Below are 25476 nucleotides of genomic sequence, written 5' to 3'. Positions count from 1 at the left end.
CATCACTAGCTTGAGGATTATTAAGCATGACTCAGATAGAGCATTTAAACATTACTGTTCCCGATATTGATGAAACACTGGTGTTTCTTAGTATTGTTGCCCCTGACTTTAAAGTACGTAAAGATGTGGGCCTCCCAGGTCGTCATCGTTGGGTTCATGTTGGAAATGAGCAAAGCTATTTTGCACTTCAAGAGCCTCATTTAGACTCGCTCGTACCAAGAGCTATTCAAAAAACGTATAAGAACCATGGGGTCAACCATATTGGCTTAGTTGTACAAAATCTCAAAACAATAGAAACTAAGCTTGTCGAACAAGGCTATCGTCGAGGTATATATGCTCCAAGAGAAACGCATCGAAAGCGAGCATACTTTTACGATAAAGCGGGTTTTGAGTGGGAGCTCACAGAGTTTTTATCTGACATACATGATGAAATGTACTTATACGAGTGATCGTAGAAATATGTGTGACCAGCAATAAAAAGTTTACACTCGATGGCTATTACGCAATTGCTTTGTCACAAGTGGTTTTCTTGCGCGTTTAGCCCTTGAGGTTGTAAAGTGAGCCACAAAAAATGAACACCTCAGCTGCAGTGATGTTTGAGTTCTGACGAGAGAGCAAAAAATATAAGGGAAACGATGAAAATAACGACGTTAGTTGATAATAAACGCTTAGACAGTCGGCCTGATTTAGCTGTTGAACGCGGGTTGTCGCTGCATATCAAAACTGAGTCGCTAAGCATGTTATTCGGTATGGGAGGTGGCGGTACTTTTTGTCAAAACGCGCCTTTACTCGACGTAGAGATCAAAGAAGTAGACCTAGCCGTTATATCACATAGACACCACGACCATTGTAATGGCGCCATCGATTTTGTTCGCCATAATGCTAACGCCAATGTATTTTTGAAACACTGTGATGATCTCAGTTACTACTTCCGTGCTTATGGTTTTAAAAATAATGTCGGTATTAATGCGGATTTACTGAAAAATAGTAATGCTCGGTTGAAATTCGTTAATAAGACGACCGAGATTGCGCGTAACGTATTTATCATTACTGATATCAGCGATAAATACGAAAAGCCAAAAGGGAATAAGTACCTTTACACACAATCCCAAGGCAAATGGAAGCAGGACTCATTCGATCATGAGCTTTTGTTAGTAATCAAAGAGGAAGACGGCATCGTTATTTTTACTGGCTGTGCGCATAGTGGTGTCCTAAATATGGTCGATACCGCGGTTACTCATTTTCCAGAAGAACGAATTAAAGCCGTTGTCGGGGGCTTTCATTTAGTGGGGTTACCCTTATTTGATAGCATTGGTGGGACTACGAAAAACATTAAAGACCTTGGACTTGCGTTATCAGAGTATCCAATTGATAAGCTCTACACGGGGCATTGCACCGGAAAAAAAGCATATAAGTTGTTAAAAGAAGTATTGGGAGAACGTCTGGAGGCGATTCCAACAGGTAGCTCTATCAGTGTGTAGTTACTCTCAAGCTGGTTCCAATCAAATGTCATTTTGAAGGAGGGGGTATGGCAATTTTGTTATATAGCTCAAAGGGCTCGAATAGCTCTGAACGGGTAGAGTGGGTGCTTAATTTCAAGCAAATAGCTTACGATAAAGTTGAAGTTAGCTCTAATGAACTAACAACAACATACCTCGATATTAACCCGTTTGGTTATGTTCCGGCACTTTCTGTTGATGGTCTGATTTATTCTGAATCGATGGCAATCATTGAGTACCTTGAAGAACGCTTCCCTAATCCGAGTTTGTTTGGAAAAAACCTTGATGAAAAAACTCACATTCGTCGAGTTTGTGAATACGTGAATAGCAGCATCCATTCACCCCAAAATAGAACAGTATTGCGATTTCTGCGCCCGCAATTATGTGAGCAGTCAAAGCGTGAACTCCGTGGAGACTGGATTATGCAATGTCTAAAAAAATTAAGTTCGTCGATTTGCCTTAAATCAGGGTTCGCTGTGGGGTTTGATTTTAGCGCAGCGGATATCTTTGTTGCTTCAATTTATAAAAAGGCGTTACTACACGGTTGTGAAAGAGATAACTTCTATGACGGGCATTTGAAGTACCTCCTTGAAAATGAGAGTGTTAAGTTTTCAGAGCCACAACGTTGTTAGGTCTTAAGCGAGTTATTCAAAAGGTCCAACGCTTAGACGCATGTTGAGCTTCTTTAAGAGGAAAGAAATGGAGTTAAAGTGTCACTGCGGGAATGTAAGTTTGATATTAAGTTCGCTCCCTAAAGAAGTTGGCGAGTGTAATTGTTCTATTTGTCGTCGTTATGTTGCAGCTTGGGCGTACTTTTCTCCCGAGCAAGTTCAAATCAATATGATTGAACCAACAGATTTTTACTGTTGGGGAGACAAAGAAGTAGAGTTTCACCGTTGTAAGTCATGTGGGTGCCTGACGCACTATCTAACAACAGAGAAATGCTCCGAGGATATTTTGGCAGTAAATATGAGAATGGCTGAAAATGAAGTTATCTCGCGTATTCCTGTTCGTAAGATCAATGGTGCTTCCTACTAGTCATCCAATAACACAAGCCGATGAGGAATTATGGCTAAAATCTATTTCGTATGTGGTTTTATTGGTTCCGGTAAAACGACTTACTCCAAGCAGCTTGCAGCTAAACATAACGCTTTTCGTTTTTCGATTGATGAGTGGATGATTCCTCTTTATGGTGAGCACATGGAACGAAATGTGTTCGATAAGCGGTTAGCTACGCTCCAAGACTTATTTAAAGAATCTGCGCTTCAGCTGTTTTCTCTTAATGTCCCTGTTATTTTCGACTTTGGTTTTTGGAAGAAAGCAGACCGAGATGCTTTTAAAACATGGGCATTAACAGTCGGTGTTGAAAGTGAAGTTCATTATCTTGATGTATCGTTTGAGACATGTAAACAGAGGGCATTGATGCGCAACGCTGATCGGAACGGAAAGTCGTATGAAATGACCCCTGATATGTTAGCGTTGTTCTGGTCTTGGTTTGAAATACCAACCTCAAATGAAAATGTGGTTTGGGTAAAACAAACCACCCGAGCAGATATTCGATAGTCTTATTATTTGTTCGGTACATAAAGAGTCTGGGGTAAATATTTACTATTCACTTCCGAAACTGGCGAGTTCTTTGTTATGCCTGTTGCTAGCCTATGTCTGAACCCAAAACACTTTTAGGTGTATCAGACATGTTTAAGACAATGCATACCGCATCAAAACCACTCGTTATTTGTAATGTTTGGGATGTAGCAAGCGCCTTAATTGCAGAGCAAACCGGCTTTTTAGCGATTGGGACATCGAGTGCAGCGATTGCACGCAGTCACGGGCTTGATGATGGTGAAAATATCGAATTTGAAGAGATACTATCGGCGGTAAAAGCTATTGCACAGGCAACAGCTCTACCTCTGAGCGTGGATATTGAATCAGGTTACGGAGATACGCCGCAGGCAATCTATGAAAATATTACTGAGTTGGTGAATGCTGGTGCGGTCGGAATCAATATAGAAGATAGCGTAGTCGTTAATCGTGAGAGGCGACTTTGTGATTTGATGATGTTCTCGAAAACGTTGAGAAAAGTTAAAAGTATGCTCAACAAAGCCAACCTAGAAGTGTTCATTAGTGTCCGGGTTGATACATTTTTAATGAATGTAAAAGAGCCTCTAGAGGAGAGCATCAAGAGAATTCAAGCCTATCAGCAAGCCGGTGCTGATGGGGTTTTTCTTCCATGTATTAAAGGAATCGATGATATCAAAGCCGTGGTAGATTGCACGTTGCTGCCCATAAATGTCATGTGTGTTCCTGAGTTACCTAATTTTAAAGAGTTAGAGGCTCTTGGCGTGAAGCGCATCAGCATGGGTAATTTCTTGTATGAAGCGATGCTTTCTTCATTGCAATCGAACCTGATAACCATAAAACGTGAGCAATCATTTAGAACATTATTTTGATACCGCAACCCTAAATAGGGTGCAAGTGATCGGAACTTTAAGCTACAGCACTTGTTTTCAAACCAAGTGTGACCCCGTTCCCGTGCGCGGATAAGAGTTGTGACTTCAAAACTCCATAGTTGATTCGCCTGATTTCAAAGGTTAGGGAATTCTTAATGCACGGGAGTCAATCAAACAAAAAAGGATAAATAAATGCAGTTTGCTAAGGCATTTGAATACAAAAAATGGGCAAATAGTCAGCTACTCGACTTTGGAGAGAGACAATTTTCAAAACTGCCGGAAAACGATGGCATATTTTTCGTAAGAATTCTGAATCATACGACCGTAGTGGATAGTCTATTCATAAGTCGAATTCTCGGCGAACCGGAAAAATACACGGCTGATAATACGGTTGAAACTCCTTCCTTTTCAGAGCTGCGTGAGAGAATGGCTCATAACGATACTCGGTTAGTGCAGTATGCAATGTCAGCCTCAAAAGATGAGTTAGAGAAAGTCGGTGTTTTTCAAGGTAGTTGTCATCATTTGCTTGCTTATTAAGCAACTTCTCTTTCTGGATTTAGGTGAACGTCACCAACAGGCGCACAGTTTCTGATATCACCTGGCCAGCGTTCAGGATTTAGCTCTTTTGCAGCGAGTAGTACCTCTGCTCGGAGCTTCAAGATCTCTTTATCTTTTCCATTGTGACGCTCTGAAGGCGTAACGTAATTTAGCTTACTGTGCTTGTGCTCGGTGTTGTACCAGCGTACGAAGGCTTCAACCCAACTTCGGCTACTATCGAGAGTTTCAAAGCCCTTTGTTGGCCAGTTAGGCATGTACTTTACTGTACGGAACAATGACTCGACATACGGGTTATCATCACTGACTCTTGGGCGGCTATACGATGAGGTAATACCTAACTCTTCCATTTTGGCTTTGAACGTCAACGACTTCATCGGCGCACCATTATCTGAGTGAAGAACCAGCGCTTGATTGAAGCACTGCTCTCGCATCATCGTTCGTTGCAGAAGCTGTGACGCCAGCTCACCGCATTCATGCTCATACACCTCATAACCCACGATTTTTCGACTGTAGATATCCTCGATGACATACAGGTAATAGTGTTGGCCTTGAACTTTTGAAGGTAAGTAAGTGATATCCCATGTATAGACTTGGTTCGAGTCTGTAGCTGTATAACTTGTTGGTTTCGCACGCTTCTGCCTACTTCTATGACGACCTCGTTTGTTTAGTTGCCCCTGTGCACTCAGTATCCGATAGTAACTTGACTCAGAGGCGATATACTCACCTCTATCAAGCAGTGTCGGGACTATTTGAGTCGGAGGTAAGCTTGCGAACTCAGAGCGGTTACACACCTCAATAATCGCATCACGCTCTTGTTGAGATAGCTTGTTAGCAGGCTCAGGCCTGAGACATATTGTCCTTTTGTCAGCTTGCACTTCACCTTGTTGGTACCAGCGGCGATACGTTCTCAAGTCGATTTGAACTTCATGGCAAGCTGGCTCTAAACGACATCCGCATTGCTTCGCTTCAAGGATAAGAGTCACTATGGTCTGCCTTTCATCGGTTGAGGTTAGTCGTCCTCTGGCTCTTCCCCGTAAAAGGCTCTCAGCTTTTTTCTTAGCACCAAGAGGGCGGCCGTTTCAGCGAGTGCTTTTTCTTTGAGTCGTAAATCTTTCTTCAACTCTTTGATTTCAAGTTTGTCAGCTTTAGTCTGCTTCTTTGCTTCAGCTTCCTGCTCTTTACTCGACTTAAACCCTTGCATACATTCGCTGCGCCAGCTTTGGATTTGTTCTGGGAAAAGACCTTTTTCACGACAATATTGGCTGAGTTCACTTTCTGTCATTGAGTAGGTTTCAGCGACAATGGCAAGTTTAGTTTGAGCAGACCACTGCTCTGATGAAGTATGGCTATTTGGCACGGCGGCTCCTGAACGTCTGAGTTGCTGACGCCAATGATACAAGGTCGCAGTGCTAATTCCTTCCTCTTCCGATACTTCTTTCACTGACATCGAATAGGGAGGCAACAGCTTCTTCAATATAGCTTCTTTTCTTTCTACTGAGATACGAGACACAATTACTCTTTATCGCCCAAACTGGTTAAATTTTAACAGTGACAACTACCCTGCCAGATAGGGAAGTTATTCAGTTTAACTTCGTAGATGGTGATATAGGGACAATGTCTGTTGAAGAAGTCCTTCTCCACTTGCTCACACACGGTAATAACCACAGAGGCATGGCTTCTAGAGTGTTAGCTGAAAACAATTTAGAACGCCCAAAGGACACATTTACCCGTTACCTTCATCTCGCGGAGCCAACACGCAGAGGTAGCGCGGCGTTGAAAGAAAAATAGCAGTAAGTGAATTTGGGAATTCAATATGATGACTTTAAGAACTGCAGACACTCATGAGTTAGATGATATTTATCTTATGGGCTTTGATGTATGGGGAGGTTCCGCATCTGTCGATGACTATCTAGCTGGTTGTAATAAAAGTAATAAGTATCAGAAGGGAACTTGGTATGTGCTTATTGAACATCAAAAAATCTTATCTTCCTTGATTGTTTATCAAGGAGTGTTTGGTCTTGAAGATGGTAGCTGCGGGCTTGGTTCCGTTGCTACACCTCCAGAGCTAAGAGGCAAAGGCTATGCTTCAAAGTTAATTAACATGATAAAGAATGAGTTACTCCAAAAGCAAAATAATACAGTGTTGTTCTTACATAGTGACATCGACAAAACGTTTTATAGGCGGTTAGGGTTTACAGTGACTGAAGGTTCTGACTGCATGTACATTACAAGTGATGGTAGGGCGTTCAAAGAGACACTGCCTAGGTATTTTTAAACGCACATGTCATGTGAGCTCTTTCGCAAGAATAATGACTAGCACTTGAAATATAAGGCTTGGCATTTAATTGAGGTAACGAATGAGAGTTTTGATATCAGGTACCAATGGTTATATTGGTCGTCACGTTCATAAAGTGTTCGTAGAAAGTGGCTTGGAGGTATTTCGGTACTCTAGGGACGATGGTGTTGTTCCTTGCTCGGTTCATTCTAAAAACGTATCGACAGGGTATGAAAATTACTTCGATGTGATTATCAACTGCGCGCGTCCTCATTGGGCAGAGTATTCAGCAAGTGAAATTGTGGATATTGAGTCCAAGTTGATAAAGCAGCTTGATAATTTTGCAAGTGAAGATGCAATAAAGATACACACCTCGGGAGTTTGGTTATTTGGCCGTGCATCTCACCAAGATCTTAAAGAGTTTAAACTTAAACCTCTCACAGCCGTTGAGTTAGACGTAAGAACAATTGAACATGCGATGAGTTCTAACTGGAATATTGTTTACTGCCCGAGCTTGGTGTATGGCGGTGACAATTGCCAATTAAAGCGAATCGTCGAGTCTCTTACTGAACAAACTATGCAAGTTGCTGTTCCGTCCACAGGGCACAATCAATACGTGCACGTTTATGATATTGCAAAATTTTATTTACAGTTGGTATTAAACCCAACTTCGGAAACGCAGCACTTTATTGCAGAAAAAAAGGGGTATAGCCCAGCAGAGTTTGCTCAACTTTTATTTGAATCAAACGTTATTCAAAAAGTCGATCATTGTTCTTGGAGTGAATTTTCGAGACTGAAGGGCTGTGATGCCGCAGATATAGAACAATTGAATCTCACGCTTCCAGTTAGCCCTTTATTCGAACCCACAGAACTTATCAGCGACTGCATCACAAGTTGTATGTACCAAGATTAATTGTAAAACGATTAATTAGCTTCCGAGTGACGGTGTAAAGTATAAGTGGCACGTTAAGGTTAGCGAATCGCCATAGTTATTGCTCATAGAAGCTTTTTTCATTTTCATCAAAATCACTCAAGGAAGAGGAACTAAGATAATCTGCTATTGGTGCTTGTTAGTGCTCGGCTTGCACCAATAACTGGCGTATAAAACGTTTTATTTGTAGTCGCTCTTTGTTAATTTGGTCTTGGAATATTTTGGGTTGCTTGGGATAAGCGTAAACAGGGGTGGCATGATAAATTGGCCAACACTGTGGTTATCTGCAAAAAAAGACCGAAAAACACCTCAGAAAGTCAGCTTTTCTTCTAAAAGTTAGTATCTATAGTGAGTCTGAACTCATCGATCACTATTCATGAGTTCGTGTTAATCAGGTCTGTAGATTTCACGTTACTGGGTTGCCAGATATTATTGTTCCCGTCCCCAATGGCTATCTCGACAAGATTCAAGTAGATGAAAACTCTATAAGTGAATTCTGTAAGTTACATGATGTCATTGGCCTGCATGCTTTTGAACTGTGTGATAAACACACCGAATTAACTGCAAGTTGCAGAAATTTCGCACCTTTATTTGGGATCACTGAGGAATCAGCAACCGGGAGCGCCAGTGGTGCGTTGGCTTGCTACTTAGCCAAGCACTTAAATGGCACTCATGGAGATAGTTTTACTTTCGAGCAAGGTAGGGCAATGGGTTGTGTTTCACAAATTACGGCAGCCGTTGAATTGGACAATATAGAAGGTATGGAGATTATCAAGGTGAGTGCCGGTGGCTTCGCTCACCCAATTGGGCCTCAAGACATCGCTATGTAGGAATATTGAAAAACGCCTGAGTAATAGGTTGTTCGTCTCGAGTGTTTATAAACGAACGGATTTTTGAATTATAAGGATATTCATGAACTTCATCATTATTTTAGTCACTATCTTATTAAGCCGATATGCCATGAGTCAGTTAGGGTATAGCTACAATATCTTTTCTGACCCATTCGACGTAAGGCTCTTTGTCATTGATATCGGGCTGTTCATTCTTATTTATTGGGTATTACACTTTTCATACACTCGGACAAAACCCATTGTCCAAAATTCAATGAAGAAATACAGATAATGTATCGCATACTACAATCACAATCACAATCACAATCACAAGCACCAACCAGTTGAAAGGTTAGGCTGTCCTTAGAACCCCTCAGCCTCATCAAGAGTTAACCAAAGTCAAAAATAGTTAGGTGCATAAAAAAGCATACCGATTTCTGAGGTGCGCTCTTAGTTAAATAGTTTGATGCTTCATATCCCGATAAAGCTTCCGATGAGTGTTCTATCTATCGGCGAGTTCTTTTCTGATGATCTCTGCACCTGCATGTAATGCATTAAGCTTGGCCGTTGCGATAGAGCGTGGCAGGGGAGCCATTCCGCAGTTAGTGCATGGGTACAGATGTTCGGCATCTACAAACTCTAGAGCTTTTCGAAGAGTATCTGCAACTTCTTCTGGTGTTTCGATATCGTTGGTTGCTACGTCAATAGCACCGACCATGACTTTTTTGCCGCGAACCAGTTCCAATAGTTCAATAGGTACACGAGAGTTGTGACATTCTAATGAGATAATATCGATGTTAGATTTTTGCAGCTTCGGAAATACTTCTTCGTATTGTCTCCACTCCGTTCCTAACGTCTTTTTCCAATCTGTATTGGCCTTGATGCCGTAGCCATAGCAAATATGAACGGCAGTTTCGCATTTAAGGCCTTCAATGGCTCTTTCTAAACACGCGATTCCCCAATCATTCACTTCATCAAAGAACACGTTAAATGAAGGCTCATCAAATTGGATAATATCAACGCCAGCCGCTTCTAAGTCTTTAGCTTCTTGGTTGAGAATTTTGGCAAACTCCCAAGCCAATTGTTCGCGACTCTCATAGTGATCATCGTGAAGTGTGTCGATCATGGTCATAGGACCAGGCAATGCCCATTTAATTGGCTGATCAGTTTGTTGACGTAAGAACTTCGCATCTTCGACAAAAACAGGCGTTTGGCGAGAAACAGGGCCTACAACTGTAGGAACACTCGCGTCATAGCGATTACGAATCTTAACGGTCTTGCGCTTCTCAAAATCAACGCCGTTAAGGTGCTCAATAAACGTTGTGACGAAGTGTTGGCGTGTCTGCTCGCCATCACTAACAATATTGATTCCGGCTTGTTGCTGTTCTTGCAACGAGATACGCAACGCATCGTGTTTACCCGCAATCAGTTCTTCACCTTCCAATTTCCAAGGTGACCAAAGTGTTTCAGGTTGAGCTAACCAAGAGGGCTTAGGTAAGCTGCCTGCTGTTGAAGTCGGTAATAGTATTTTCATAATAAGTGCCGCTATATTCTGGGTTAATTACAATGCGTAGTTCGCAGACCAATTCTCAAGTGTCGCTTGGTGCGGCTTAATGAAGTGTTCTTCAGCGAATTTGCCCTGTTCAATAGCTAACTGGTTGCGCTCTTCTCGGTCATAAACAATTTGAGTCAACGAATGATCTAAGCTCTTCAGGTTTGGCTGGTAGCATTTACCGGCAACGGCGTTCGCATTATAAATCTCTGGGCGGTAAATCTTTTGAAAAGTTCCCATCGTGCTGATGGTGCTGATCAATTCAAAATTGGTGTAATCATTGAGTAAGTCGCCAAAGAAATAGAAAGCTAAAGGTGCTGCGCTATTTGGCGGCATAAAGTAGCGAACTTGTAATCCCATCTTCTTGAAATATTGCTCAGTGAGAGAAGGCTCGTTTGGCTGATATTCAACACCTAAAATTGGGTGTTGATTTTCAGTTCTTTGATAGGTTTTATTGTCTGAAACACTCAGGCATATCACTGGCTGTTTATTAAAGTTCTGCTTATAAACATCCGAGTTAACAAAGTATTTAAAGAGTTTTCCGTGTAGGTCACCAAAATTATCTGGGATAGTAAATTTCGGTTGGCCTTTATTATGATCCAGTAGTAATACACTAAAATCATAATCTCGAACATAAGAGGAAAAGTTGTTTCCAACAATGCCTTCAATACGTTTATTGGTGGTGTGGTCAACGATATTCGTTTTCAATATTTCGATTGAAGGAAAGGCTTGGTCACTGCCTTCAATCTCCATATCAACCGAAATGATTTCAAGCTCAACAGAGTAACGATCACCGTTTGGGTTATCCCAATGTGCTAAAGCGTTGAAACTGTTATCAATCATGTTTAATGCGTTACGCAGATTCTCTTGGCGGCTATCACCTCTTGCTAAGTTAGCAAAATTGGTTGTGATACGAGTACTGTCTGAAGGGCGATAATTTTCATCGAGACAAATGCTTTTAATTGTAAAGTTAAAGTCTTTATTCATAGTGTTTGGTATCCCAATATTTTGATTTCTTAGTCAACGATTTGCACATATTTAGATTTGAGGCCGTGAGCTGATTTAAGAATTAAATTCAATAATGTTTTTGCTATGGGATTATTTATACGTGCTTCATTGGATGGTTAATAATGGTTTTCTTTCACATTCAACATGAGGATTATTCATGATGTATTCGTTTGAAAAATAAAGCGACTGTCAGTTATATTAACTGGATGAATGCGAGCGTAACTGAATTTATGTCATAAATTAGCCCCTAAATATATAAGGAAATAAGCGGAATGAGTGAATGGCTGTTGTTGATTTTATACTGCGCGATACTTGGCAGTGGTGTAGGTTTCTTGGCTGGGTTATTAGGGATCGGCGGGGGACTTATTATTGTCCCGGTACTCAGTAGTATTTTACTGCACTTCGGATCTTTACCAACAGATCAAGTCGTGATCGTTGCAATTGCGACGTCATTAGCATCGATATTATTCACATCAACATCGTCTGCAATCGCCCATCATAAAAATGCTAACGTGCCATGGAATCTTGCACCATGGATAATGACAGGTGTTGCGCTTGGCGCACTGGTTAGTGGTTTTATGGCGGCACTATTGCCAGAACAAGTGGTGCGTTTGGTCTTTACCGTCAGTGTAGTGCTTATCGCAATTAAGATGTTCCTAAGCAGTAAAAGCGAGGCTTCTAAAGAGCGTAAGCTACCCAATAAAGCATTGCTAACCTTTTTTACGACGATCACTGGTGGATTATCAGCCATGATTGGCATTGGTGGTGGCGCGTTATTGGTGCCTTTACTGACGTTCTTTTCACTCGACATGAAAAAGGCCATAGGTTGTGCGTCTGCCTGCGGTATTGTCATCGCGTTGTTTGGTTCAATAGGTTACATAAGCTCAGGTACGGCTCACTTTGCTTTAGAAGAAGGCTTTGCTGGGTTTGTCTATCTACCTGCGTTGTTGGGTATTGTTTGTACTTCATGGTTCACTGCACCTTTAGGGGCAAAAGCGACCAATTACTTACCCGTTCCAACGATCAAAAAAATCTTCGCTGTATTACTGTTAGTCATGGCTGCCAATATGATTATTCGTTAAGAATGAGTGGTCGTTAAAAACTAATGGTCGTAAACTATCAATGTGCGTTAAAAATCAATAAACGAACAATTCCGAGAAGGTGTTAAGCCTATAGGGTGATACAAGTTCACCCTGTGATATCACAAAATACGTTCGAATAGTTTTTATTTTTCCGTCTTTCTGGTTAGATTTGAATGAAATTGTGTTGGTAATGGAGTATTGAAAGTGTGTTATATCCAAAGGCTTTAAAAGCAGGTGACAAAATTGGTTTCTTCTCGCCATCTTCTCCTGCCACAGTATTCGCTCCGAATCGATTTAATCGTGCTAAATCTTACCTGGAATCGCATGGTTTCGTTTTAGTTGAAGGCTCACTCACAGGGCAGTCGGACAAGTATCGCTCTGGTTCGATTCAAGATCGAGCTGAAGAGTTGAATCAGCTCATTCGTGATCCAAGTGTCCGATGTATCATGTCTACAATAGGTGGCACCAACAGCAATTCACTGTTGCCCTATATTGATTACGAGGCGTTGAAAAACGACCCTAAGATCATTGTTGGTTATTCAGACGTGACCGCATTGCTGCTTGGTATTTATGCAAAGACAGGGTTAATCACATTCTATGGACCGGCGTTGGTTGCTTCTTTCGGTGAACTTCCGCCATTGGTCGATGAAACATTCCGTTCATTTATTGATATTTTGTGTTCTGACTCCGAGCAATATCAATACTCTATGCCCTTTGAATGGACAGATGTGAAACATGATTGGGAAACACAAGATACAGCAAAACCTGTTTATCCGAATGACTGGCAATTCTTGGGAGGAGGTAAGGTTTGTGGTCGTCTTATTGGGGGGAACTTAAATACGATGGCTGGGATTTGGGGAAGTAAGTATATGCCGGATCTTCAGGCCGGTGACATCTTACTTATCGAGGATTCCTTAAAGGGCATTGAAAGCGTAGAACGTTCATTCTCACACCTTCTAGCCTGTGGTGTTTTTGATAAAGTCGGCGCCATTATTCTAGGTAAGCACGAGTTATTCGATGACAAAGGAACAGGACGAGCACCACTTGACGTTCTACTCGAAGTTTTAAATGGCAAGCCAATCCCGATATTCTGCGAATTTGATAGTTGCCATACCCATCCAATGCTTGTAACTCCTTTAGGAGTGAGGTGCTCAATCGACTTTGATAATGACACTTTTGAGATTAAAGAACGGTGGCTTTCAGAAACATAATATAAATGCTCAATAGTGATTCTCAATGCTTGGTATTTATAGTGGTTGATAAGGTGAAAGGCTTTAATAAAATGGCCAAATTTCTTGAAAGAGAATAGCTTAGGGTTGTGGTTGCTCCGCCGAATTCTCGTGGTGTTACCTTATTGCTTGCAAAGGCGTCTAAGCCAGAACAGCATGATTTTATTGGTAATCAAGCGGGTGGACGCGTATTTATTTTCTTGAATACCGATGATTTCTGGCGTGATTACAAGCATATGAAATCAATAGGGATTAACTTTGTCCGAGATCCACAAGAACAAGACTACGGTACGGTTGCTGTATTCGAAGATTTATATGGAAACCTTTGGGATTTACTTCAGTTAAACCCTGACCATCCGATGGCAAAGAGATAAACACGACAAGTCGGTTATAAGTCAATTTATAGGGCGTTCTTTACATACGCCTTATAAATTACGCCATAAGCCACTAGATAAATACTTCTAGAAATACGTATAATATGACACTTAAGCCATGGCACTTAGCGGTGGCAATGTTTGGCCTCTAATAGGCTCTATTGTTTGATGCGGTACTCATATAAAAACAAGGAAGATAAGTGGAAATAGTACAAGCAGAAATATCAGATCTAGAAAACTTCTATCAGTATTTAGACGTGCAGCTTTTAGACAATGCTGGCGACGACTCTCCACTTTTCCAACCTATTGCTAAACACGACTGTTGTGTTTCAGATTCTCTCAAAGCTAAGTTTAGAAACGGCTTTGACGTTTCAACCGGTGAGTCAGGCTGGCGAAAGCTGTGGGTCGTTAAAGACTCGTTTGGTCATGTATTTGGCCACATTGATTTACGCCACAATGGTGGGGACTATGGTTTTCACCGTGTTTGCTTAGGTATGGGCGTTGATCATAGCGTCAGAAAGCAGGGATTAGGGGGTAAGTTAATTGAATCGGTTGTTCAGTTTTGTCGAGATACTCAAGGCATTGATTGGCTCGACCTCAACGTGCTTTCAGATAACCTCCCTGCGAAAAATTTATATTTAAAATGCGGCTTTTCAATAATAGGTGAAATGTCCGATTGCTATCGTATCGATGGTCAATCGATCTCTGAAATGACAATGACGTTGTGCACTAAAAATATTCAAAAATCATGCTTAAAGTCATCTAACTAATAATCGATTTAGGAGGATGCTTCATGGAAGAAATCAACAATGTCCTTCAGTTTATGGTTGAAATTGAAAAACTAAAATCAGTTCACCGTCAAACGAAACCAGTAGGGCTGGATCGCTACGAAAATTCAGCGGAGCATAGTTGGCATGTGTGTTTAAGTGCCTTGATGTTGAAAGACTACGCGAACGAGGCGGTTGATATTATGCGTGTCGTTAAAATGCTCCTGATTCATGACCTAGGAGAGATTGACGCCGGAGACACGATTATTTACGCCAGCGAAACGGAAGAAAATAAGTTAAAAGAACGTCATTGTGTCGAGCGCTTATTCCAATCGTTACCCAATGATCTTCGTGATGAGTATTTACAGTTGTGGTTAGAGTTTGAAGAAGGCAAGTCTCCAGAGTCGGAGTTTGCTAAAGCAATTGATAGGGTGCCTCCCTTATTACATAACATCCACGGTGGCGGTCATAGTTGGAAGAAGCACAATATCTCTAAAGACAAAGTGCTTAATTTTAATGGTGAACGCATATCCAAGGGCAGTAACACGTTGTGGAATGCACTTGAAGTTCAGCTAGAAGATGCCGTAAAGAAAGGTTTTCTGAAATAGCGCTTGAGCCACAGTATTAATCCGGCTTCTCTTAGACAATAAGTCAAAATACGATCTAACCAGTAACCAGTAAGTATGGAGCATTTATGATAACCGTTGAACAACTCAATCCGTTGGATGTTGAGAGAGTCAAAAAAATTCAATTAGCCGATCACCAGATCAAGTTCGCAGGAACCGCAGAGGCGTTTTTATTGAGTGGCAGTGAAACGATTCATTTGCACATAATCAAATACAATGACGATGTTGTTGGTTTTTTTAAGTTAGATACCGCGTATGCCGCTGGGTATGATTTTTGTTCTGAACGTGGTTTGGGATTAAGAGCATTCGCTGTCGACAAAAACCAGCAGGGTAAAGGCATAGGGACAGGCACTGTGAAGGCGTTATTTCCTTATTTGAAATCTAACTACGCCGAATACGATTCAATTTATCTAACCGTTAATTGCAAGAACCCAGGGGCAGTCAGTTGTTACAAAAACGGTGGATTCGTGGATACCAATGAAAAGTACTTAGGTGGTGAAGCAGGTCCGCAGCACATAATGAAAGGGCAAATCAGGACATAAAAACGGGCAGATCGTAGTGACCTGCCCGTTTTTATCTCGATTGTCTCAATCGTACGCGGTTACTGATTGAGACTTAGAAGTGCTTATGCGCAGCACTTCTTGTATTTCTTACCACTACCGCAGGAGCATGGGTCGTTACGGTTAGGCGTTTTTTCAAACGTCATTGTTTTTGGTTTGTTTAGCAATGTGTCGAACTCGAGTGTGTTTTCTTCTTGCTCTGCATCCACAGATACAGTCACGAAGATTGAATGCTCAGCTGCAATTGCTTCAACTTCAGTTTTGCGAGCTTCAGTTTGAACCATTACGTTAACTGGTGACTCTTCAGTACCCGCTTTAACATCGCGGTTTACATTGTAGCCAGCAAGAACGTGGTTCTGTCTTGTTTCGATACGGCCTTTAAAAAATAGTTTCGACATTGGGTACTCATTAAAAATGTGAATGGCGCTATTTTTAACGGAGATAGCGCAATGGAGCGGGGATTATACGCATATATTCCAATTGATAAAGCAGTGATGTGAGCAAAGGCTATTGGGTTTTTACCAAACAATGATTGAGTCGCCAGGAACTTGTTTGGTTGTTGGCTTAAACGTAATGATTTAGGGATAAAAAGATGACATCGAAAGACGTAGTATTAGGCTTTTGGGATGCAATGCGTACCAACGATTTTGCGCAAGCGAGCGAATGGTTAGCTGAAGACTTTCAAGGTTATTGGCCACAGTCATCCGAGCTAACGGTTGGGCGAGAAAACTTCACCGCGATCAACTCAGAATACCCAGCGAATGGTCTTTGGGAGTTCACGCTCAATTCGATTGTCTGTGAGGGTGATACGGTAGTAACGGACGTTTCGGTTACTGACAGTGTGTTGAAAGACCGAGTGATTACCTTTCACACGGTGGTTGATGGTTTGATTCAAAAGCAAACTGAGTTTTGGCCAGATGACTTTGCTGCACAAGAGTGGCGTGCAAAATGGGTTCAGATAGCGAGCCCTGAGTCACTCAAGTAATCAGGCCAAATGCAAGAACACGAAGCTCACCTTAGAGTATGTGCATAACAACAATGAGATAAATAAAAGTCAGTAAGTTAGGAGATTTCATGAATAAGGTCGTAATCGTTACCGGTGGAAGCCGAGGTATTGGCGCAGCAACGTCGAAATTATTAGCAAAACAAGGCTATGCCGTGTGTGTCAATTTCATACACAACGAATCAAGAGCCGATGAGTTGGTGAAAGAGATTCGCGAATTGGGCGGAACCGCTATCTGTGTGCGTGCGGATGTGTCGGTAGAGTCGGACGTGAAATCTTTATTTGAGATTGCTTGTAATAAGCTAGGTCCAGTGACTCACTTGGTCAATAATGCCGGGATCTTGTTTACCCAGTCACCATTAGTTGATATTGAATTAGATCGCTTTGAAAAGGTGATGAAATCTAATGTATCAAGCTGTTTTCTGTGCAGTAAAGCTTTTATCAAACAAGCGGACGGTTCTGGTTCGATTGTGAATGTATCGTCTGCGGCTTCTCGTACAGGCGCTCCATTTGAGTATGTGGATTACGCGGCGTCTAAAGGCGCGATGGATTCACTTACTAAGGGATTATCTCTTGAATTGGCTGCACGTAATATCCGAGTGAATGGCGTAAGGCCAGGGTGCATTTACACTGAGATGCACGCAGACGGCGGAGAACCTGATCGCGTAGACAGACTCGCTTCGCAGCTACCATTACAACGAGGTGGTACACCAGAAGAGGTGGCTAATTCTATTGCATGGTTATTATCAGATGAAGCTTCGTATGTCACCGGTTCGTTTATTGATATTGCGGGCGGTCGATAGGGCACGTTGGCATTTACACTAAGATAAACCTGTTAAAACCATAAACACGCAATAAAAGTACCTAACTAAAAGAACGAAACTAAGAGTACAAACATGAAAAACTATTTTGAGAGCCCGTTTGTCGGAAAGTCACTCAAAGAACAAGTGACCAATCCAAACATCATTGTGGGCGAGCACAGCTACTATTCGGGCTATTACCACAATCACAGCTTTGATGATTGTGCGCGTTATCTGTTGTCTGATAGAACAGACATCGACAAGTTGATCATCGGCAGCTACTGCTCGATTGGTTCTGGTGCAGTCTTCATGATGGCGGGCAATCAAGGACATCAAAGTCAGTGGGTGAGCACTTTCCCGTTTTTCTACCAAGATGACGAAAAGTTTGAAGGTGCAATCGACGGCTTTGAACGCTCTGGCGATACTGTGATTGGTAATGATGTGTGGATTGGCACTGAAGCTATGATCATGAGTGGTGTTAAGGTTGGCGACGGAGCAATCATCGCAAGTCGAGCGGTGGTGACCAAAGATGTCGCGCCATACTCGATTGTCGGTTCTAACCCTGCACGCCATATCCGTTATCGATTCGATGACACTGAGATTGCTCAGCTATTAGAAATGAAGTGGTGGGAATGGAGCGAAGAACAGATCAGAGGCGCGATGTCGTTGATGGGCTCTTCAGATATCGATCGCTTGTACCAGTATTGGAAAACCTTCGACTAATACTTGCTGATCGTACATTGAATCGTGATTTAGACAGATACCGTCTCCGACTTGAAAGCAGAGTACGGTATCTTTTTCACTGAACCTGGCAATTATTTCTGATGTTGGCCACCATAATGCCTTTGTACGTAGATAACGAGTAGAGCTTGTATCAAAGCGTTCTATATTGCCCCGACTACTAACTAAATATGATGAATGTGACTGAGTAAGTGATTGATTATAAAATAATTTGCATAGTACAACATTCCACATTATCGTGATGGATGAATGGGAGGTGTTATGATTAGTTGCAGTGATTATGATTATATTGAAATTGTGTGTATGTACAAGTATCCAGTTAAGCTCACTTTGCGCTCTGGTGAACACGTCGATGGTGTTGCTTTAGATACTCAACGTAACCAAGAACGAGAAGAGTGCATCAAGATAAGTATTGAAGGTCGAGAACAACTTGTTGTATTGGCCAGAATTATCGAATTAGAAGTGTGTGTCGACAACCCTCATTTTAAGCAAATATCTTTCAAAACGTCATAGGGTGACATATGAATAATTCAATAGAACAAGGCTACTGCACATCTTGTCGTGAACGCACGCAACACGTTGTTGTTTTGGTTAGAAAGGAAAGTGCATTTGCAGGCAAGCCAAACCAAAAGCGACATGAATTTATCGCAGGCGTAATTAAAGGGTGGTTTCTTGGGCCTTTTATCGCCTCTATGGATGAGTTTTCTCGTCATGTTGTATGTGAAAAGTGCGGACACAAAGAGATTCAAGACTAGAATCCGATTCAACGCGCACTGAACCTTATGGTTTAAGAAAATAGCTTAGGAAATAGAAGAGTGAAAGAACAAATATTAGAAGCGGTAAAAGCATATGGTCTCTCGGTAAGAACCAACAATACCGATGAGGTTGATCCGGCTAAGGCGCAAATTGGGCAATTGTGGCAAGGCTTTTTCGATCAAGCTTTTCCTAAGCTGACCCCTGACTCAAAGGTATACGGCCTTTACACCAACTACGAGTCAGACTTTACGGGTGAATTTGATGTCATCGCTTGTGCTAATACACTCAACGATAACGATTTAGACGCGCTTGTAGAAACCGAAATACAAGCAGGCAAATACTTAACGTTTTCTGCTGAAGGTGAACTTCCTCAAGCGGTCATCGATTTATGGGGAGAGGTGTGGGCGTACTTCAACGCAGCGGATTGCTCACATGTTCGAACCTACACGACAGATTTTGAATTCTACAAAGGTGAAACTGAAGTCGAGATCTCGATAGCGATTAAGTGATCAGTTTGAAATGAACAAAAGGCTTAACTTAGACTGTAGTATCCAGTTAATAGAGTGTGGGTTCCAGCTAATAGACAGTGGAAACCCAGTTAAGCCTTTGAATATCTGTTAATTACAGAGAAGATACAGTGTCACGTAATTGCTTTAATACCCACGATTTATCGGTTCCTGAATCCCCTTAAGTCATCTCAAATGTCCCTAGGTTACCCAAAAAGACAATCTTGTTTAGTTTCATTCCACAAAGGGTATTGTTTCATGACTTGGGTGTAGAGCTTACTGTCGAGATGCGTTCTTAACCAACGTCCAACGTTCTGATATTCAGATTGCACAAACCACTTCTTCTCGACTCTTACAAACTGGCTAACAAAAGGCATTACGGCAAAGTCGGCGAGGCTAGGGGTGTCGCCAAAAAAGTAATCATGATGGCTGAGTTTACTTTCCAGCTCAGCGATAAATTCTTCGCAATTGTGTCTGTGCTGTTCACTATCGATGTTTCGGTAACGAACAGATGCACGGTATTTCTCTAAGTGACCAATAAACTCATCATCGTTAACTTTAATGAGCTGGTGGACTTGTTGATTAAGTGTTGGGTTACTTGAACGCAGAAGATCTTGAGGATCGTTCTGTTCCAGTGCCCAAATCATCACCTCAATGCTTTGTTCTATAATCGTGCCTTGTGGCAAGACAAGCACTGGTACCGTGCCTTTTGGCGAACTGGCTAATAGTTCGCTAGGCTTATCTTTGGTGACAATTTCTCGTAGTAACACTTTTTGCTGAGATAAGGCGATCCCCATTCTTCCGCGCATAGCGTAAGGACAGCGTCTTAAAGAATAAAGGATAGGTAAATCGAATTCGTTTAGCATTATTGAGGTCATTTAGTTTGAAAAGTGTTGTTAGGTGGTAAAGAGATCATGATGTAGGTAGAATACGCGGCTTAAAAATTATAAGTAAGTGAGCGACTTCAAAAATGAGCAGAAAGATTGAGTTATTAGCCCCAGGTGGCGATGTTGAGGCAATTAAAGCAGCCATCGTAGCAGGTGCTAATGCGGTTTATTGCGGTTTAGACACTTTCAACGCTCGTAACAGAGCCTCTAACCTGTCGTTAGATGAGTTGAATGGTGTTATTCGCCTTGCTCATGAATATGGCTGTGAAGTGTTTCTGACTCTTAACGTTGTGCTGCTGGAGCATGAAATTAAGAGCATCACTAAACTGCTAAACCAATTAGTGAACACCAAATTAGACGGCATCATCGTTCAAGACCTTGGTTTGTTCGATTTGGTGAAAAAGCATTTCCCATCATTAGATGTTCACGCATCGACTCAGCTGACTACGCACAATGAAGGTCAAGTTAAGTTCTTATCTAAGATTGGCGCAACACGCGTTAACTTGTCTCGCGAACTAAACCTGCCTGAAATTAAGATGCTGACGGAAGTGGCACACGATCACGATGTACTGACTGAAGTGTTCGTACACGGTGCTTTGTGTATCGCGTTCTCTGGTCAATGTTACTCAAGCTCTGTAAGTGTTGGTAACTCAGGTAACCGTGGCCGTTGTAGCCAAGCGTGTCGTGATGAATACGAAGTGACCAACGCGGGTAACAAGTTCCCACTGAACTTGAAAGATAACTCCGCTTACTACGACCTACCTGAACTGGTTGACGCAAAAGTTGACTCGTTGAAAGTAGAAGGCCGTATTAAAGGCGCACACTACGTTTACACAGTGGTAGACACGTGGCGCAAACAGATTGATAGCTTTGTGGAAAGTGGTTTGTTGATCGAAGACGATTCAAACCTGCACAAAGTATTCAACCGTGATTTCACCAACTCTTTCCTTAAGGGTAACCTAACGAAAGACATGTTCATTGATAATCCTCGTGACAACAGCATGAACTACGCCGTTGATAAAGCGACGAAAGAGAACAATGAAATATCAGTGGTACAAATTCAAGAAGTGACCAGCGATCTTTATGAAGCTAAAAATGCACTGGGTAGCGAAATGCGCGACAAGATCGAGTTCCTTGATATCCGTAAAACAGCGGTAGCATTGTCGTTTAGCGCAAAACTGGGTCAACCGTTCACGGTGACAGTGAACACATCAAAAGAGAACTTTACGGTTCAATCTAAATCGCTACTGATAGCGTCAGGTGAGAAGGCGATCGATCAAGAGTTACTTGAGAAGCGTTTTAAAGCTGTTAAGAGTGCGGTTCATACATTAGAGAGCTACAACTACGATAACCTTGATGCTGGCCTGATTATTCCTTTGAAAGAAGTGTCTAATCTTAAAGATGAAATCGATTTCGTTCTTAATGGTTCTGTAGAAGTGATTAAGCACGTTGACGTGCCTGCACTACCACAACACCCTAAAGTGAACGACAAGCCAACCATGTCGATGCTTATCGCCGATGTGGAAGACTTGCACCTTTGTGACGTAACTGACGCAGATGTTTACTTCAAACTGCCTGAAAGCTTCAAGAAGCGTTGCAACAAGTACATTGATATCTTGGCCGCAAACCCACGCTTGATTCCTTGGTTCCCAGCGGTATTGATCGGTAAAGACTACGACGAAGCGGTTCGTATCCTTAAAGAGATCAAGCCAGCTCGCATCGTGACCAACAACACGGGTATTGCCTACAAAGCTTACGAAATGGGTATAGAGTGGGTTGCGGGTCCGTTCATGAACACGACCAACTCTCACGCATTGGTGACTCTGCAAGAAGAGCTTAACTGTTCCGGTGCTTTCATTTCGAACGAGATCAATAAAGGTCAGATTCGTCATATTCGCCGTCCAGAGAACTTCAAACTGTTCTACAGCATCTACCACCCAATCTTGATGATGACCAGCCGTCAGTGTTTCTTCCAAAGAACCGTCGGTTGTAACAAGCCAAGCATTGAAGCAGGTTGTATGTTGAAGTGTGAGAAAGCGACCACGATCACTAACGTGAAAGGCATCTCTTTCGCGGTTGATAAACAGAAAGGTGGCTACCCAAGCATTTACAACCACGAGCAGTTCTTAAACCATGACGCTGTTACGGATTTCTCGGGTCTGTTCGACGAGTTCTTCATCGACCTAACCAACATCGGTGCGGGCTCGAAAGAAGTACAAGACAAAGTAGAGCTGATCAAACACTTCCAAGGTTTGATTGACGGCGTTGATGGTTCGCAACAGAACCTAGAGCAGCTAGTCGAGATTCGTACTAACGCTCAATACGTACAAGGTTTATAGATTTATAGATTTATAGATTTATAGGCTTCAGGTCTATAAGTCTCAAGGGCTATAAGTCTTGACCGTTTATAAGCACTGTGAACCAATAAACAAAGGCCACTTTGACTGTCTACTACAGTCAAAGTGGCCTTTTTAATGTCTGAGTCGTTTTTAATCAGTGAATACGTTATTCACTTACGGTTTCTTGCTTAAAGCATGGGCCCTTTAACGTGTTCATCTTTTCGATTTCATTGGTTAAACGTAGTGAAAGCAGCGCTTTTTGGTTTGACGCAAAATCGAACATAACGATGGTCGCGGTGCCGATTGTCGTTAGCTTTTGCTGAGTCTTACTGACGATCGCGTATTCCATGGTGAAGCGGTCGTCCTGAATATCTGTAACGCGAGAGCCAATCATCAGCGTGTCTGGATACGTGACTGGACGGAAATATTTACAATAAGTGTCGCCCAGAACAGGGCCAACTTTGGTAATCGCCATCTCTTCCATCAGCTCAACGTGCTTGAAAAAATCTAAGCGAGCGGTTTCGAAATAGCGAAAATATACGGCGTTGTTAACGTGATTAAGCGCGTCCATTTCTCCCCAAGCGACTGGGATTTCTGTTACTACCGGGTAGTCAGATAATAATGCTTCCATGCGAACTCTCTTATTGTTATTTACTTATCCTTCATTGGAATAAAAACCCTACCGTTAAATTAACAAAACTGCAACATGTGTGATTTAAGTTTTTGAAGCTTGAAACCACACAATGTCAGGGACTTAGTCTTTCGTGAACCAATGACTCAAACACTTTTGCTCTGTAACTTAGCTACTGAGGTGTTTGAATTGCAGTTCAACCAATCGTTGGTACAGTTCACAGCTGTTGATGAGCGACTGGTGGTCGCCGATGTCTACTAGCTGTCCTTTATCGAGTACCGCAATTTGGTCGGCGTGTTTAATTGTTGATAAACGGTGCGCGATAATGATGGTCGTTCTGCCACGCATTAATTCTTCTAAAGCTTGTTGAACATGATGTTCACTTTCACTGTCTAGCGCACTGGTTGCTTCATCCAATAAGAGAATATTCGGATCTTTTAGGATGGCACGAGCGATTGCAATTCGCTGACGTTGACCGCCAGACAATCTCACACCACGCTCACCAAGAAAGCTGTGGTATCCTTCAGGTAAGCTCTGAATGAACTCGTGCGCATGTGCTTTTTTCGCCGCTTCGATAACTTGCTCATCCGTTGCTTCTGGGTTTCCGTATCGGATGTTATGGAACACATCGTTACTGAACAGGGCGGGTTGCTGAGGAACTAACGCCATCTGCTTTCTTAGCTCGTTCGGATCAAACTGATTCAGTTCAACACCGCCTAACGTCACTTTACCCACTTGTGGGTCGTAGAAACGTTGCAGCAGTTCGAATAGGGTGGTTTTACCTGCGCCAGACGGGCCAACCAATGCCAACACCTTACCTTCATGGGCCGTTAGCTTGAGGTTGCTTGTTGCGGGTTGGTCTGGTCGTGATGGGTAACAGAAGGTCACATCATCAAAAGCGACTTCTGGTGTCACGCTATCCAGTGACCTTGGGTTTTCTACAGGCGCAACAATGTGGCTTTCAACTTGTAGAATTTCAATCAATCGTTCTGTCGCACCTGCCGCACGTTGCAATTCACCCATCACTTCAGAAATCGTACCTAGCGATGAAGCGACCATGATCGCATAGAAGACAAATGCAGCCAGGTCACCCGCCGACATAGTGCCGTTGATAACATCACTGCCGCCAACCCAAAGCATGCCTGCAATCGCACTGAACACGATAACAATCACGCCAGAGATAAGAATCGCTCGCTGTTTAACGCGTTGGCGACCAATCTCGTAAGCCTTTTCTACTTCAATCGCGAATGATGCTTTCTCTTGTGCTTCTCGGCTGTAGCTTTGCACCGTTTTGATATGCTCAATTGCCTCACCCGCATAAGAACCCACATCAGACATTGAATCTTGGCTTTGACGAGAGAGCGCTCTTACACGTCGTCCGTATACCAAAATCGGAATTAAGATAAACGGCACAGAAGCCAATACGATCAGCGTTAGCTTTATGTTGGTCGCGAATAGCATGATGATTGCGCCAATACACATCAGCGCACTTCGCATCGCCATAGAAAACGACGACCCAATGATGCTTTGAAGCAGAGTTGTGTCGGTTGTGATGCGCGACATGATGTCGCCACTGCCATTGGTTTCAAAGTAACTCGGATGAAGTGTCACCACGTGATTGAAAACCGACAGGCGTATATCCGCACTGACACGCTCACCAACAGAAGAGACTAAATAGAAGCGGAAGAAGGTGCCAATCGAGATCAACACGACCACCACCATGATGAATTGAATCGCGCTGCCTAAGTCTGACAACGATTGTTGGCTGAAGCCTTGGTCGATAAGAAGGCGAATACCGTGTCCGACCGAAAGAGTTAAGCTCGCGGTGCAGATCAACGCGATCAATGCAGCAATCACACGGCCTTTATAGGGCTGAATAAATTTGCTTAGCTCGAACAGAATGCTGAGACTTTTCTTCTCAGGTTTAGGTTCTGGCGCTTTTTGAGTCGATCGCTGAGTCGAGTCGAGCGTAGAAGAGACATCGTTTTGCATATGATTGCCTTAATGTGTTGTCGCTTTAAGAATAGATGGCTTGTAGCTTGTAGCTTGTAATACGTGTTGTTCGCTGCTGG

General features: G+C 42.4%; 28 protein-coding genes and 3 pseudogenes. 24 read left to right on the top strand and 7 right to left on the bottom strand.

Annotated elements, in window-relative coordinates; translation table 11 throughout:
• Window positions 1-26 precede the first annotated feature (26 nt).
• The 7 genes and pseudogenes from ACMAZD_RS09505 to ACMAZD_RS09475 all read left to right on the top strand — a co-directional run.
• Entirely contained in the window at window positions 27-449 is a 423-nt protein-coding gene (locus ACMAZD_RS09505; RefSeq protein WP_435247046.1) for a VOC family protein, read from the top strand.
• A gap of 186 nt (window positions 450-635) precedes the next feature.
• On the top strand, window positions 636-1481 hold the full coding sequence (locus ACMAZD_RS09500; protein ID WP_435247045.1) for an MBL fold metallo-hydrolase: 846 nt from the start codon (window positions 636-638) through the stop codon (window positions 1479-1481).
• Between the two features lie 47 nt (window positions 1482-1528).
• Window positions 1529-2131, top strand: a complete 603-nt coding sequence (locus ACMAZD_RS09495) for a glutathione S-transferase family protein (protein WP_435247044.1) — start codon at window positions 1529-1531, stop codon at window positions 2129-2131.
• A 67-nt stretch (window positions 2132-2198) separates the two neighbouring features.
• Complete coding sequence (locus ACMAZD_RS09490; protein WP_063523247.1) at window positions 2199-2537, top strand: GFA family protein; 339 nt, start codon at window positions 2199-2201, stop codon at window positions 2535-2537.
• 30 nt (window positions 2538-2567) lie between these two features.
• A complete protein-coding gene (locus ACMAZD_RS09485) occupies window positions 2568-3062 on the top strand; it encodes an AAA family ATPase (protein WP_435247043.1) in 495 nt (164 codons plus the stop codon).
• Between the two features lie 131 nt (window positions 3063-3193).
• A complete protein-coding gene (locus ACMAZD_RS09480; protein WP_435247042.1) occupies window positions 3194-3949 on the top strand; it encodes an isocitrate lyase/PEP mutase family protein in 756 nt (251 codons plus the stop codon).
• Between the two features lie 192 nt (window positions 3950-4141).
• Window positions 4142-4453, top strand: a pseudogene (locus ACMAZD_RS09475) (DinB family protein); the annotation flags it as partial.
• A gap of 29 nt (window positions 4454-4482) precedes the next feature.
• Here ACMAZD_RS09475 and ACMAZD_RS09470 read toward each other — a convergent pair.
• Window positions 4483-6017, bottom strand: a protein-coding gene (locus ACMAZD_RS09470) for an IS3 family transposase (protein ID WP_435247041.1) whose coding sequence is annotated in 2 segments (ribosomal slippage) — window positions 4483-5564 and window positions 5564-6017 — 1536 coding nt in all. Because the reading frame shifts where the segments join, the coding sequence is not laid out codon by codon here.
• 68 nt (window positions 6018-6085) lie between these two features.
• Between ACMAZD_RS09470 and ACMAZD_RS09465 the strand changes: the two are divergent.
• The 4 genes and pseudogenes from ACMAZD_RS09465 to ACMAZD_RS09450 all read left to right on the top strand — a co-directional run.
• Window positions 6086-6295 (top strand): annotated as a pseudogene (locus ACMAZD_RS09465) (DinB family protein); the annotation flags it as partial.
• 28 nt (window positions 6296-6323) lie between these two features.
• Entirely contained in the window at window positions 6324-6782 is a 459-nt protein-coding gene (locus tag ACMAZD_RS09460; RefSeq protein ID WP_029225843.1) for a GNAT family N-acetyltransferase, read from the top strand.
• A gap of 82 nt (window positions 6783-6864) precedes the next feature.
• Window positions 6865-7695 carry a sugar nucleotide-binding protein gene (locus ACMAZD_RS09455; RefSeq protein WP_102460120.1) on the top strand — a complete coding sequence of 277 codons (831 nt, stop codon included), beginning with the start codon at window positions 6865-6867 and terminating at the stop codon, window positions 7693-7695.
• Between the two features lie 437 nt (window positions 7696-8132).
• Complete coding sequence (locus ACMAZD_RS09450; protein ID WP_435247040.1) at window positions 8133-8543, top strand: PhzF family phenazine biosynthesis protein; 411 nt, start codon at window positions 8133-8135, stop codon at window positions 8541-8543.
• 502 nt (window positions 8544-9045) lie between these two features.
• Here ACMAZD_RS09450 and ACMAZD_RS09445 read toward each other — a convergent pair.
• Both ACMAZD_RS09445 and ACMAZD_RS09440 read right to left on the bottom strand, forming a co-directional pair.
• Entirely contained in the window at window positions 9046-10077 is a 1032-nt protein-coding gene (locus ACMAZD_RS09445; protein ID WP_435247039.1) for a methionine synthase, read from the bottom strand.
• Between the two features lie 27 nt (window positions 10078-10104).
• On the bottom strand, window positions 10105-11082 hold the full coding sequence (locus tag ACMAZD_RS09440; RefSeq protein ID WP_435247038.1) for a DUF1852 domain-containing protein: 978 nt from the start codon (window positions 11080-11082) through the stop codon (window positions 10105-10107).
• Between the two features lie 293 nt (window positions 11083-11375).
• Here ACMAZD_RS09440 and ACMAZD_RS09435 point away from each other — a divergent pair, with 293 nt between their 5' ends.
• The 6 genes and pseudogenes from ACMAZD_RS09435 (at window position 11376) to ACMAZD_RS09410 (ending at window position 15723) form a co-directional block, all read left to right on the top strand.
• Window positions 11376-12185 (top strand): sulfite exporter TauE/SafE family protein, encoded by an 810-nt coding sequence (locus tag ACMAZD_RS09435; RefSeq protein ID WP_435247037.1) that lies wholly within the window; start codon window positions 11376-11378, stop codon window positions 12183-12185.
• 206 nt (window positions 12186-12391) lie between these two features.
• Window positions 12392-13396 (top strand): S66 family peptidase, encoded by a 1005-nt coding sequence (locus ACMAZD_RS09430; protein ID WP_017107322.1) that lies wholly within the window; start codon window positions 12392-12394, stop codon window positions 13394-13396.
• A 104-nt stretch (window positions 13397-13500) separates the two neighbouring features.
• Window positions 13501-13788 (top strand): annotated as a pseudogene (locus ACMAZD_RS09425) (VOC family protein); the annotation flags it as partial.
• Between the two features lie 200 nt (window positions 13789-13988).
• Window positions 13989-14558: a GNAT family N-acetyltransferase gene (locus tag ACMAZD_RS09420; protein ID WP_435247036.1), complete on the top strand. Its 570-nt coding sequence runs from the start codon at window positions 13989-13991 to the stop codon at window positions 14556-14558.
• A 23-nt stretch (window positions 14559-14581) separates the two neighbouring features.
• Window positions 14582-15163, top strand: coding sequence for an HD domain-containing protein (locus ACMAZD_RS09415; protein WP_435247035.1), 582 nt, complete (start codon window positions 14582-14584; stop codon window positions 15161-15163).
• 86 nt (window positions 15164-15249) lie between these two features.
• Complete coding sequence (locus ACMAZD_RS09410; protein ID WP_435247034.1) at window positions 15250-15723, top strand: GNAT family N-acetyltransferase; 474 nt, start codon at window positions 15250-15252, stop codon at window positions 15721-15723.
• An 83-nt stretch (window positions 15724-15806) separates the two neighbouring features.
• Here the strand turns inward: ACMAZD_RS09410 and ACMAZD_RS09405 are convergent, their stop codons facing one another.
• Window positions 15807-16139 (bottom strand): PBPRA1643 family SWIM/SEC-C metal-binding motif protein, encoded by a 333-nt coding sequence (locus ACMAZD_RS09405; protein WP_435247033.1) that lies wholly within the window; start codon window positions 16137-16139, stop codon window positions 15807-15809.
• A 194-nt stretch (window positions 16140-16333) separates the two neighbouring features.
• On the opposite strand from ACMAZD_RS09405, the gene ACMAZD_RS09400 reads away from it, so the two are divergent.
• The 6 genes from ACMAZD_RS09400 to ACMAZD_RS09375 all read left to right on the top strand — a co-directional run bounded on the left by ACMAZD_RS09400 (window position 16334) and on the right by ACMAZD_RS09375 (window position 19550).
• Complete coding sequence (locus ACMAZD_RS09400; RefSeq protein ID WP_435247032.1) at window positions 16334-16726, top strand: nuclear transport factor 2 family protein; 393 nt, start codon at window positions 16334-16336, stop codon at window positions 16724-16726.
• Between the two features lie 89 nt (window positions 16727-16815).
• On the top strand, window positions 16816-17547 hold the full coding sequence (locus ACMAZD_RS09395) for a glucose 1-dehydrogenase (RefSeq protein WP_435247031.1): 732 nt from the start codon (window positions 16816-16818) through the stop codon (window positions 17545-17547).
• A gap of 93 nt (window positions 17548-17640) precedes the next feature.
• Window positions 17641-18267 carry a type B chloramphenicol O-acetyltransferase gene (catB, locus tag ACMAZD_RS09390; RefSeq protein ID WP_435247030.1) on the top strand — a complete coding sequence of 209 codons (627 nt, stop codon included), beginning with the start codon at window positions 17641-17643 and terminating at the stop codon, window positions 18265-18267.
• Between the two features lie 279 nt (window positions 18268-18546).
• Entirely contained in the window at window positions 18547-18798 is a 252-nt protein-coding gene (locus ACMAZD_RS09385; RefSeq protein ID WP_029226055.1) for a Rho-binding antiterminator, read from the top strand.
• 8 nt (window positions 18799-18806) lie between these two features.
• The gene (locus tag ACMAZD_RS09380; protein WP_102266822.1) at window positions 18807-19040 is read left to right on the top strand and encodes a hypothetical protein; all 234 of its coding nucleotides are present in this window, start codon (window positions 18807-18809) and stop codon (window positions 19038-19040) included.
• A 60-nt stretch (window positions 19041-19100) separates the two neighbouring features.
• Window positions 19101-19550: a GyrI-like domain-containing protein gene (locus tag ACMAZD_RS09375; RefSeq protein ID WP_435247029.1), complete on the top strand. Its 450-nt coding sequence runs from the start codon at window positions 19101-19103 to the stop codon at window positions 19548-19550.
• 203 nt (window positions 19551-19753) lie between these two features.
• On the opposite strand, the gene ACMAZD_RS09370 is transcribed toward ACMAZD_RS09375, so the two are convergent.
• Window positions 19754-20413 carry a glutathione S-transferase gene (locus ACMAZD_RS09370; RefSeq protein WP_435247028.1) on the bottom strand — a complete coding sequence of 220 codons (660 nt, stop codon included), beginning with the start codon at window positions 20411-20413 and terminating at the stop codon, window positions 19754-19756.
• A gap of 104 nt (window positions 20414-20517) precedes the next feature.
• Here ACMAZD_RS09370 and ACMAZD_RS09365 point away from each other — a divergent pair, with 104 nt between their 5' ends.
• Entirely contained in the window at window positions 20518-22773 is a 2256-nt protein-coding gene (locus ACMAZD_RS09365; protein ID WP_435247027.1) for a peptidase U32 family protein, read from the top strand.
• 166 nt (window positions 22774-22939) lie between these two features.
• Here ACMAZD_RS09365 and ACMAZD_RS09360 read toward each other — a convergent pair whose 3' ends face one another.
• Both ACMAZD_RS09360 and ACMAZD_RS09355 read right to left on the bottom strand, forming a co-directional pair.
• The gene (locus ACMAZD_RS09360; protein WP_435247026.1) at window positions 22940-23404 is read right to left on the bottom strand and encodes an acyl-CoA thioesterase; all 465 of its coding nucleotides are present in this window, start codon (window positions 23402-23404) and stop codon (window positions 22940-22942) included.
• A gap of 168 nt (window positions 23405-23572) precedes the next feature.
• On the bottom strand, window positions 23573-25396 hold the full coding sequence (locus ACMAZD_RS09355; protein ID WP_435247025.1) for an ABC transporter ATP-binding protein/permease: 1824 nt from the start codon (window positions 25394-25396) through the stop codon (window positions 23573-23575).
• Between the last annotated feature and the right edge of the window lie 80 nt (window positions 25397-25476).

It is taken from the genome of Vibrio sp. nBUS_14 (assembly GCF_051201655.1).
GTDB lineage: Bacteria > Pseudomonadota > Gammaproteobacteria > Enterobacterales > Vibrionaceae > Vibrio.
Note: the sequence above shows the minus strand (reverse complement) of the source record. Positions and strands in the feature narration are given on the sequence as shown.